General features: G+C 52.8%; 8 protein-coding genes. All 8 read left to right on the forward strand.

The features are described from left to right. The first annotated feature begins 10 nt into the window (after positions 1-10). Positions 11-1,501: a glycoside hydrolase family 130 protein gene (locus tag ACS5NO_RS07550; protein ID WP_439414560.1), complete on the forward strand. Its 1,491-nt coding sequence runs from the start codon at positions 11-13 to the stop codon at positions 1,499-1,501. 167 nt (positions 1,502-1,668) lie between these two features. Then, positions 1,669-2,460: a LamG domain-containing protein gene (locus ACS5NO_RS07555; protein ID WP_439414561.1), complete on the forward strand. Its 792-nt coding sequence runs from the start codon at positions 1,669-1,671 to the stop codon at positions 2,458-2,460. Further along, positions 2,457-3,212, forward strand: a complete 756-nt coding sequence (locus ACS5NO_RS07560; protein ID WP_439414562.1) for a hypothetical protein — start codon at positions 2,457-2,459, stop codon at positions 3,210-3,212. The genes ACS5NO_RS07555 and ACS5NO_RS07560 overlap by 4 nt, the downstream gene beginning before the upstream one ends. Positions 3,213-3,276: 64 nt before the next feature. Continuing rightward, on the forward strand, positions 3,277-4,398 hold the full coding sequence (locus tag ACS5NO_RS07565; protein ID WP_439414563.1) for a caspase family protein: 1,122 nt from the start codon (positions 3,277-3,279) through the stop codon (positions 4,396-4,398). Further along, a complete protein-coding gene (locus tag ACS5NO_RS07570; RefSeq protein WP_439414564.1) occupies positions 4,395-5,843 on the forward strand; it encodes a caspase family protein in 1,449 nt (482 codons plus the stop codon). The genes ACS5NO_RS07565 and ACS5NO_RS07570 overlap by 4 nt, the downstream gene beginning before the upstream one ends. A gap of 51 nt (positions 5,844-5,894) precedes the next feature. Continuing rightward, positions 5,895-7,400 carry a DUF4384 domain-containing protein gene (locus tag ACS5NO_RS07575; RefSeq protein WP_439414565.1) on the forward strand — a complete coding sequence of 502 codons (1,506 nt, stop codon included), beginning with the start codon at positions 5,895-5,897 and terminating at the stop codon, positions 7,398-7,400. A 482-nt stretch (positions 7,401-7,882) separates the two neighbouring features. Beyond that, positions 7,883-11,101, forward strand: coding sequence for a SusC/RagA family TonB-linked outer membrane protein (locus tag ACS5NO_RS07580; RefSeq protein ID WP_439414566.1), 3,219 nt, complete (start codon positions 7,883-7,885; stop codon positions 11,099-11,101). 32 nt (positions 11,102-11,133) lie between these two features. Continuing rightward, the coding region (locus ACS5NO_RS07585) for a RagB/SusD family nutrient uptake outer membrane protein (protein WP_439414567.1) at positions 11,134-12,036 on the forward strand (903 nt) is incomplete at its 3' end.

Here is a 12,036-nt window from a genome sequence, read left to right on the forward strand (position 1 = left end):
TTTAGTACTTATGATAAAGGCAACCCGTACCGGCATTGTACTGCGCCCTGACCCAACGCGCGTTCTCTTTCGGCCCTTTGAACACAGTAGCTCAACGCGAACCCTGAAAATTATTGCCCGGGTCAATGCCATGACTGAAGAAGAAGCCGAGCGGAAGTTAAGCGAGGTGATTCGTGAATTTGGCAGTCGGCATTACAAACTGGAGCGGTTTTTCCTGAAACGCTTCAACCACATTAAATCCCAGCTCCTGACCGACGAGCCGTTGACACTGGAGCGGAAACTGCTGCTGGGCGCTTATTTCACGATGGAATACTCGCTGGAATCGGCGGCTTTGTTCAATCCGTCGATGGTGTGGCACCCCGACCAGACCAACGTTCCGCCGGGTTTCAAACGGTTTATTCTGAGCATGAGGGCGACGGGCGAAGGCCATATTTCGTCGATTACCTTCCGCATGGGTTACATCGATCAGGACAGCAAGATCATCCTTCGAAAACCGTCGCGCTACGTGACTTCCCCGGAAATTGTGCCGAACCACCGGTTCAACCGGGCGCAGTTTGAACGGAAACTCTACGAACTCCGGTTGTCGAATCCCATTTCTGAAATGATGATGACCGGTTTGGGTGAGGAGTTTGCGCTGGAAGAGATGGAAGACCGGCTGAAACGGGTTTTGAGTCAATACCGGCATCACGCAGAATACGAGGCTATTGCAAGCAGTTTGCGTACGCTGGCCCGCTCCAATTACGAACTGGATTTTGACGAAGACCAGAGCCTGGACGAGCGGTGTATCTTCCCGACATCGCCCAATGAAACCAACGGAATCGAAGATGCCCGCTTTGTACGGTTCGTCGAAGACGACGGCGAGGTGACGTATTATGCGACCTATACCGCTTACAACGGCCAGGTTACCTTTCCGCAATTGCTGCTCACCCGGGACTTTACCCACTTCAGCATCAGTACGTTAAACGGAGCCGAGGTGCAGAACAAGGGTATGGCATTGTTTCCCCGGAAAATCAACGGGAAGTATGTGATGCTTTCCCGTCAGGACGGGGAGAATATTTACATCATGTATTCGGATGACCTCTATTTCTGGCAAACGAAGGAAATATTGCTGAAACCGACCTACCACTGGGAGTTTGTTCAACTCGGCAACTGCGGATCGCCCATCGAAACCGAGGCCGGTTGGCTGGTGTTGAGTCATGGTGTGGGGCCCATGCGGAAATACGCCATCAGTGCCTTTTTGCTCGATCTGAACGATCCCGGCAAAGTGATTGGCCGCCTGACCGAACCGTTGCTGAGTCCCGACGAAAACGAACGTGAAGGGTATGTTCCGAATGTCGTGTATAGTTGTGGGGGCCTGATCAACGGCAATGAACTCATCATTCCGTACGCCATGTCGGATTACGCCAGCAGCTTTGCCACCGTCAATGTGCAGGAACTCCTGAATGAACTGACCGGCAGCCAGAAGCAGGTTGAAGTGAACGTCGAAGAACAAAGTTTGTAAGATAACCGACTGATAGGATGAACCGCCCCTGGCAATGGGGGCGGTTTTTGTTTTTTACAGAAAATAGACTGCATCTAAATTATTGTCTGATTACAAGATAAAATAGGTATTATCTGTTATTTTGCAGTACATTAGGCACTGACAGAAAATAAGGCCGTAACCAGCTTATGATCAGGCAATTCAATGGCAACCAATCGCTAAAGTCGCTTTGCTGGCTTTGGGTGGCCGCGCTGGGCTTGAGTTGTGATGCCTGGGTGTTGCCGCGTAAACAATTTACGGTGGCAACGGGGCCGGTAGGCTACTATCCACTCAACGGCAGTACGCTCGACGCCAGTGGAAACAACCTGCACGGGGTCCTGAAAAACGGTGCCACGTACGGGCTGGATCGGAAATCGAACGAAAATTCGGCCCTGTTGCTGGACGGTATCGACGACTATTTTGAAATTCCCGATCACGTACTGCTTCGGCCGACGGTCTTGTCCATCAGCCTCTGGATAAAACCGCAGCGGGTTACATCGACGACCCAGATCTATTCGAAAGCGGTTTTTAAAGACAATGTCAATAACCAGTACACGGCGCGAATTACCCCGCCTTACACGACCGGTTCGACAACGGGGTACGAAATCATCGCGGATATTGAGCAGGATGGTAATTGCGATCAGGAGGACAAAACCAAAAAGCGGGTTTTGTATTTTGATCCAGGCTTTCAACTGAATCAGTGGGTACACATCGTCACCGTTTTCGAAGGCAAAACCGGTACTTTTTACCTGAATGGGCAAAAGCAAATTTCCAATACCGAATTCAAGGATGGCCCGATCGACGCCTGTTCGGGGAGCCCGTTGCGGTTTGGTGTGGCGTGGGAAGGTGATCTTAATCAATTTAGCGGGTTGATGGACGACATCCGCATCTACAACCGCGCCCTGACGGATTCTGAAATTAAAGCCCTCTACCAGCAGTGAACCGGCTCCTCCTTTTTCTCGCCCTCCTCCTGACCGTCACCACCTACGGGCAACCTTCGGGAAATACCCGGCTGACGGTTTCCAACGTTCGCGTTGAACTGGATACGCAGCGGGTAAAAATCGTCTATGATGTAGCCAATCTGATCGCAACCGATTCGGTATACATCCAGGTGGAAAGCCGCCGAAATGGGTTTTTAAAACCCAAAACCGTGACCGGCGCCGTTGGGAAAGGCGTTTTATCGGGAGCCAACCAAACGATCTACTGGGATTACCGCCTGGATGGGGTGACCATCGACGATGAAATCCGGGTGACGGTTCTGGTAAAACCGATGGTGCAGATTGTTCCGGGCGGAGGTCCTGCCAACGCGCTGCTGTCGGCGCTCGTACCCGGTCTGGGAACTATACTGGTTCAGCCCAATCGGAAAATCGGCTGGCGACCGGTCATCACGGCAACCTATGGCGGGTTGCTCGCCTACGGCCTGGTGCAACGCAGCCGGTCGAAAGAGGCTTATCAGACCTACGAAAGCCAGACCAGCGAACCGCAGGCGGAACCGTATTACAACCGGGCAACGCAGCACCATCACCGCTATCTGGTGGCAACGCGGGTTGCGGCTGTGGTTTGGGCCGCCGATGTGACGTATGCCTTTTTGAAGGGGATGAAAAACGGGAAGAAAAAGCGGGTGTCGGTCCGGAATATCGTGGCCGGTTGGGTGGGAACGACGCCAACCCTGGGGTTTTCGATGCGGTTTTAAAAATCGCTGATAACCTTTTGTCTTTTTGAGGATATGCTTTGTACCGGGTTTGGGACCATCACTTATGAAAAACACGCTACCTTTTCTACTACTCTTCCTGATCATCTCCGGAACCGGAATGGCCCAGCAGCCACCGACGGTTTCGGCCCAGAGCGATTGGGTGAAAATGACCAAACCGTCCGCCGTCGCGCCACGCATCACCTGGCGAACTCCACTGGCCAGGCGGGTTACGGAGTCCAGACCGGTTTACCGACTGAGTGTCTGCATCGAGTCGGCGGAGCCCGTTACTAAACTTCTGTTTTTTCACAACGATAAAGAAATCAACGGCTTACAACGGGGTATCATCAAAGTGGCCTGCGGTACGGAATACGCAGCAGAAATTCAACTGGTGAGCGGTGCCAATGAGATTTATGTCACGGCCACCAGCTCTGCCGGAACGACCACGTCGGAGACGCGGCTGATTATCAACCAGCCCGAAAAAACGGAGATTGCCGCCAAGTCGGCGGCTCCCAAACGGCTGGCGCTCATCATTGCCAACGGAAAGTATTCGAAAAGCCCGCTCAAAAATCCGACAAACGACGGTAAAGCGGTAAAAAGGCAACTCGAAAACCTGGGATTTGCGGTTACCTACAAAGAGAATCTGCCGCTTCGGGAGCTGAAAGCCAGTTTCGATACCTTTCTGGCCGAATTGGGAAACCACAACATCGGGCTTTTTTACTACGCCGGACACGGTTTGATGGTCAACGGCGAAAACTACGTGCAGCCGGTGGATGCCGATCCGACCGCCGAGCCGGATGTCGATTTTGAATGTTACCCGCTGCGGAGGCTCGTGGCTCGAATGGCGAGCACCAACCCGAAGGGATCGAATGTCATTTTCTGGGATGCCTGCCGGAACAATCCCTATCGGTCGTGGCACCGGGGCGCGGGTGAACCGTCTTTTGCGCCAGTTCAGCCCGCCGTCGGAACGCTGATTATCTACGCCACCGAGCCGGGGAAAGTCGCTCACGATGGCAACGAAGAAAATGGACTTTTTACGAGCGAACTGGTCAAACACATCGGCCAGCCCAATATCGATATTTTAGAGATGGTCGACCGGATCGATCGGGGCCTGGAAGAACGCGGTTTTATACAGCCGACCTACATTGAGGGCCGGTTGCGGGGGAAATTTTTCTTTCAAATGCCATGAAAACAGGTGGTTTTGCAACGCTGACGGTTCTGTTCTGGTTGATTTTCAGTATATTCGGCCAGGCTCAGACCTTCTATGCCGTTGTGGTGGCCGACACCAAAGACCCGGTTTTGATCGATGCCTGCAAACGGGACATGGACGTGATGCACCGGCAATTTGTTCAGATGGCGGCCGCTATTCAATACTCGTTGGACGAGCGGATTGTGGCCCAGGATGATTTCGGCCAAAAACGGCTCCGGGCCGTGTTGCAGGAAATCAGTCCCCAACCGAACGATATTCTTTTCCTGTATTATACCGGCCACGGCTACAACCTGAAAAACCGCACCGACCGGTTTCCGATTCTGATGCTGGAAAAGGATGATGCCCTGGCCGGGCAGAATCCGGGCCTGTTGAGCCTACATACCCTGCTGAAAAAGAAAGGAGCGCGGCTGTGTATCACCCTGGGAGATTGCTGCAACGAAGTGATCGATGCCACCCGCACCACCGGGCGCAAACGGATTCCGCCAAAGCCGCTGGTGCTGACCAACGATTCCCTGAATCAGGCGTACCGGAAACTCCTGCTGGACGTCACCGGCGACGTCCTGATTGCCAGCAGCCGCCCCCCGCAGGAAGCCTGTGCGCACCCGGATTCGGGCAGTTTCTACACGCGTGCGCTCGATGAAGTGCTGGAAGTGGCGGCTCGTTCGGGAGCCGATCTGTCGTGGGAAACCGTGCTGAAAAACACCCAGACGCAACTGTCCCGCTACATCGCCACGCGTTTCAAACAATCGATGTATGAAGCCAACCTGCGCGAAACCCGGTCGTCGGCGGGTCGGCTGACGGTGTATGCGTCGCCGGAACAGCCCTTGCTGAACCGGGAGGGCGTGGTGGAGGAAAATCAGCTTACCGAGCAACAACTTCTTGATTTCCGGGCGTTAACAGAACAGAAAGTGGCCGAATTTCAACGGTATCTATCGGTCGTTGCCGATCCTGAGCAACAGGAAAACATCCGGGAACTGGCCATTGAAAATGCCTTGCTGCTGTTTTTGCCCGATGCCACCATGCAGGTCGGTTCGTCCAATCCCAAAACGGCAGTGAAAACCTACCCGCTCGCGATATACCTCAGAAGGCTGAAAAACCTGGAAAAGCGGTATTTCGACATCGACATTGCGTTCTATGATCTGGCGTTGGTGGCCGACTGGGAAAAAACCGTCAGCGGTTATGAAACCACGGCGACGTACTTTCAACATTTTCAGGCTTTTAATCCAAAAGGGCAGCTACTGTATGCGGCCAAAACCGCCAAGCAGATGGCGGTCGATTTGCAAACCCGGAAAGACCCTTTCTACGAAGAAAACCGCTGGACGGTGCTGCTGGGTGATGTCAGGCTCGTGGAAAAAGGGATTGGAATCGGGAATAAAGAAAGTAGAAGTGGGAAAAAAGACCCAAAAAAAAGCAGCCACCCGTAATCGGGAAAGCGGAAAAGTTTCTTTGGCTCTTCCGTTACTCGCACATTCAAAATGAAAAAAGCGGCTTTGGGGATCGTCCTGTTTTTCAGTCTCTTCGTTGCATTTGGATTGGCGGTGGCGCAGACGTACTCGCGAGCTGACCAACTGAAAATTGCCGATAACGCCCGTCGGCTGGTGCGTGACCGCTATCTGACCAATTTGGAGGTACTGACGCATTACGAGGCCAACCAGCCGTTTGAAGTGTTGCAAAGTCAGCTCAACGGCTTGCTGAAAGATGCGTTTCGGAACCGGGAGGTGCTGGTATACAATGAGTTTCGACCGGGGTCTAATGCCTACACCACTGTTGAGGAATACGTGAAAGATGCCCGGATTTTTTCGTCCGGGAAACCGGTAACCAATACCCTGACGCTGGATGAGGCACGCTACCGAATCAGTCGAACGCAGGACGGTTTTTCGTTCGTCAGTCTATACGTCGATAAACTGACGAATGGTGTGGGAAAGCAGGGAAAGACGTTTCGGTTTCAGAACCGGGTCGAATTTCGGATTCGGTTTGTATTCGACCCGACGTTGAATGCGTTTCATTCGTTTAAAATTGCCGGCATCACCAAAGTTGACGCTTGGCCGCCCGATGTCTTTGTCTTGAAACCGGGCGATCTGGAGCAGGCCGAGAAAAACGAAAATGACCTGTTTACAACCCTGACGTCCATCACGGAAAGCTTAAAGAAAGTGCTTCCGGCTGGTTCTACCCGCTTGGTTCTGGACCGGTTTACCTACAACCGCTGCGGGATCAACGACCCGTTGTCGGACCGGATTTTTGCCACGCTGCACAGTTGTCTGCAAAAACAGGCGGCTGTGGCGGTCGTGCCGTCGACGCAGCGCACCGACTCGTTGCTTTGGATTCGGGGCTACTACCAGGAAGATCTGAACAATCTTCAAATTGTCGCGGAGGTGTTTGATGCCCGCGCCAAGCGGATTCTGGCAAAAGTTGAGAGTACTGCGTTGCCACTGGCCTGGATCAGCGGGCAAAACCTTCGGCTGAAACCCGAGCAGTACCAGCAGGTGATGGCCGTGCAGGATACGCTCCGGCAGCATTTCGTGGCCGGTGCAACGCCACTGACGGTGGAAATTCGAACGGACCGGGGCCGGACCGGGGTCGAATACTGGCCGGGAAATCAGATCACGATTGAAGCGCGGGTAAACCGACCGTGTCATTTGCGGCTGGTGTATGTGCTGGCGGATGGAACGAAAACCCTGCTGGAAAATGATTTTGAAATCAGGGCGGATCAGGTGAATCAGTATGTTCGGATTGCGCCGGATGCGTCGTTTGTCTGCGCGGAACCGTTCGGAACGGAATACCTGCTGGCGTATGCCAGCCAAACCGCCTTTTGCCCGATTCCGACCAAACCGGCACCACGACTGTATCTGCGACAGGAGAACGGTTATGGCATTCTGGTGGGCTCACTGGCCGAAATGCTAAAGGCTCTGCGGTGTACAATAGCTCCAAATTCAGTTGCTGAAGATCGGATTCAGATCACGACACGGACGTTTTCGAATTGAACGGACGTGGCTTTTAGAAGCCTTTTGAGTCCATTTGCCCTGTTAAAACGCTCATGACCCCTGACAAATGAGGCAGTAAACAGGTATTTTTTTTTGATGACTAAGTAAAAAAGTCCGTTATGCTATGGTGTACATTCAAGTAAAATTTGGACAAAAGCAAGCTTGTTCAAATGGGGGACGTGCAGTTGCAGCGTATCTTGGTTTTGTGATAAATGCTTGATTATGAGTAATATGATAGTGGTTTTATTGGTATATATAGACCAACTCCTGTCCTTTAGTGTATCGTGCAGAAATAAAATAAATTGGATTCGAAATTTCAAACGAAACGGCTACTATTAATTTATTAATATTTTTTATTAATAGTGACTAATCGTAGGCAATTAGAACCTTACTATTTATTAGTTTTGCAAAAGATAATCACGTTTCTTTCTTACTAATTCTACCACTCTAATAAACCGCCGTGTCAACGGTACACAACATCTATGGTAAAACTCTTACTACCGCAAGCCCGGCTTGTCAGGATGATGAGATTATCCATTCCTCAACTCCTGCTGGCTTTTGTCTGCACGAATGTCGCTCTCGCAGCGAAAGACCCTAACACGGGCACTTCATCGAAAAACACGTTGGCAGTCAGTACGGTTGACAGAACTCTCTCCGGCAAGGTGACCGATGAGTCGAATTCTCCTTTACCGGGTGTGAGTATTGTTTTGAAAGGTACCCAACGGGGGACGGTGACGGATGCGAATGGTCTTTACAAGATCGAGATTCCGGATAATGGTGCTACCCTGGTTTTTTCATTTGTAGGGTACCTCTCTCAGGAAGTGAATGTCGGAACACAGACTTCCGTGAATGTCAGCCTGAAAAACGATGACAAAGTCCTGGAAGAAATCGTCGTCATCGGTTACGGTACGGCGAAGAAAAGCGACTTGACGGGGGCCGTTGGTTCCGTGAAAGAAGCCGAATTGAAAGAACGTCCGGCGGCTTCGCTGACGCAGGCATTATCGGGCCGGATGCCGGGTGTACAGGTCAACACCAACTCGGGTCGTCCCGGTGGTCGGACCACCATTCGCGTTCGTGGATTTAGCTCCATCAACTCCTCGAACAACCCGCTGTATGTGGTCGACGGGGTGATGCTGCCACAAGGGAACCAGAACCAGTTCAGCTCGGCCATCGACTACATCAACCCGAACGACATCGTTTCAGTGGAAGTGTTGAAGGATGCCTCCTCGACCGCCATTTACGGGGCGCGGGGTGCCAACGGGGTTATCCTGGTAACCACGAAAAAAGGGAAATCGGGTGAAGGTCAGGTGACTTACAACGTCGATTTCAGCGTAAACACGATCGGACCCAACCGTCCGGAAGTATTGAACACCGCCCAGTATATGGCCGTAGAAGATCTGGCCTGGGCCAATATGGCGAAATACGATCCCGTCGGCTGGGCCGCGGGCAAATGGGCGTATCTGAACCCCAAACTGCGCCGGATCGACCCACGGGTCTGGAATTCCGACGGCAGCCCCAAGTTTGATACGAACTGGCTGGAAGAATCGACTCAAAATAAACTGTCGCAAAACCACCAGTTGGGTTTCAGCGGGGGTAACGACCGCACGCAGTACTCGGTTTCACTGGGCTACCGCGACGATCAGGGGTTGATCAAAACCTCGTACATGAAACGGTATTCTGGCCGGTTTACGATCGACGATCAGGTAAAATCGTGGTTGAAAATCGGGGGTACGCTGAGCTACAACAACCAGTCGGAAAATATTGTGGATCAGGGCGATGCCGTTGCCCGTCAGATTGTGGAAGACTTTCCATTCCTGCCGGTTAAATACGAAGACGGGACCTACGCCAACAACCGGGATTTCCCGTTTGCGGAAGGAACCATGAGCTCGGTTCACCGCCTGATGGGTCGGAAATACATTCTGAATACCCAAACGACGATCGGTAGCCTGTATTCCAACATTACGCTGGCAAAAGGACTGGAAATGCGGACGATTTTGGGCGCGAACGTGCAAACCCAGGAAAACAACCAGTCACAAACCCGGACCCTGAACATCGGCGGTAACGGTAACGCATCGGCCAGCAACCGGAAAGAAACCTTCTGGTCGTTGGAAAACTACCTGACCTATAACAAACAGATCAACGAAAAACACGCCATCAACGCCCTTTTGGGGATTTCGTGGCAGGAAACGGATGTGTTCAGCATCAGTGCGGCTGTCAACAACTTCGCAACCGACTATTTCACTTATAACAACCTCGGTGCGGGTGCCACCAACCCTGGTGTGGGTTCAGGCGCTTCCCGTTCGGCATTTAACTCGTATTTCGGTCGGGTAAACTACAGCCTGATGGAGAAATATCTGTTTACCGTGACCGGTCGGGCCGATGGTTCTTCGAAATTTGGGGAAAACCACAAATTTGCATTCTTCCCCTCGGCGGCTCTGGCCTGGCGGGCATCGGAAGAAGAATTCCTGAAAGGCAATTCCATCATCTCGAACCTGAAAGTACGGACGAGCTTCGGTCTGACGGGGAACTCGGAAATTCCGGCCTATTCTTCACTTTCACTGCTTAGCTCGAACTACGCGACGATTTATGGCGATGCCCGGGTTTCGGGAACAGGTTTGAGCCGTTTGGCTAACCCGGATTTGCGTTGGGAAAAAACCGCTCAGACCGACTTCGGTGTGGAACTGGGCTTGCTGAAAGGCCGGATTTCATTGGAAGCGGATTATTACTACCGCAAAACCACTGACATGCTGCTGGATGCCCCGGTACCCCGCACGAGTGGTTACGCGACCATTCGCCGGAACGTAGGTTCGATGGAAAACAAAGGCTTTGAATTCGGTCTGAACACGGTCAACATCGACGCGGGTGGTTTCCAGTGGAATACGACCTTCAACATTTCCTTCAACCGCAACAAAGTACTGGCTCTGGCGACACCTTCGGATATCTTCAACGTAGGTGGTCCGAACTTCACCAACCCAACCAACATCATCCGCATCGGTGAGCCGGTCGGGTCGTTCTGGGGTCTGACGCGCCTGGGTACCTGGAGTGAAGCCGAGCGCGAAGAAGCCGCCCGTTTTACCAGCTACCGGAACGGTCTGACGATGTTGCCGGGTGACATCAAATACCTGGATGTGAACGGTGACCGCGCCATCACGGATGCTGACCGGAGTATCATTGGGAACGGTAGCCCGAAATCATGGGGTGCCATGACCAACAACTTCCGTTACAAAAACTTCGACCTGACGCTGGAATTGCAGTTCTCGTACGGTAATGACGTTATGTTGATGAACCTGCACCCGAGCGAAGACCGCCAGGCACTGGCCAACAGCTACACCTCGGTATTGAACGCCTGGACGCCGACCAACCAGAATACGATGATCGCTGAAATCCGGGATACCCGCGCTGGTTATGTAACCAACGTTGACAGCCACTGGATCAAGGACGGTTCATTCCTACGGGGCCGGAACCTGCTCTTCGGCTACACCTTCCCGAGCAACGTAACCAACAAACTCAAACTGAACCGCCTGCGGGCTTACGCTACCGTGCAGAACTTCTTCCTGCTGGTTGACGACAAAATCGTAGGTGACCCGGAAGTGACCCCGACCAACCAGGGTGATGGCAACAGCGCCTTCTCACAAGGGATGATCTGGCACAACTATCCGAAACCGACGACGTACATGTTCGGTCTGCAGATTGGGTTTTAATTGATTAAACGTATTCAAAAAGACAGTTGACGATGAAACATATAGTTAGTAAAGTGAGCAAAATCGCCCTGCTGGGGGCGGTGCTGCTGGGTCCGGTGGGTTGTTCCGATTTCCTCGATGAGCAGGCGCCCTCCAACCTGACCCCCGACAATTTTTACACCATTCCTGACCACGCCGAAGCGGCTTTGGCCTCGGTTTACGCCGACCTGCGCTTCATGGGCGACGGGGCCGGGATCTTCTCTTCCAACTGGCAGTTGCTCGAAGCCCTCACCGGCACCTCGACCACCGAAACCGCCCAGAACTCGGATTTGAACAACCTCTACGGGCTGGTTCACGACGGCAACACCGCCCACGTGGTCAACTACTGGAACGGACTCTACAAGGTCATCGCCCAGGCCAACCAGGTGCTCGACCGCGTGCCGGCCATCACCCCCATGCCTGATGCCCAAAAGACCAAGATTCTGGGCGAAGCCCGGTTTCTGCGCGCGTCGGCTTACTTTACGGCGGTTCGTCTGTGGGGTGATATTCCCCTGATTACCAAACCTCAAACGGCGACTTCGGAAGATTTCCAGCCCGCCCGTGCTTCCCAGGAAGAAGTCTACAAACTGATCGTAGAAGACCTGGTGGCAGCCGAAGCGGCTGGTCTGGCCTGGATGGATGTCAGTGGCCGGGCTAACCTGGCGGCTGTAAAAACCCAACTGGCGAAAGTGTACCTGACGATGGCGGGTTTCCCGCTGAGCAAAGGGGCGACGCACTACAAGCTGGCAGCCGACAAAGCCCTGGAAGTGATCACCTACTCGAATGCCAACCCGACGGTGATCAATCTGTTCACCACGTATGAGGATGTACACCGGGAAAGCACCGAAAACCGGCTGGAACACCTGTTCATGCTGCAATACAACACGCTGGTAGCGGGTAATCCGATGGACAATATG

It is taken from the genome of Larkinella fluvii (assembly GCF_051857545.1).
Taxonomy (GTDB): Bacteria; Bacteroidota; Bacteroidia; order Cytophagales; family Spirosomataceae; genus Larkinella.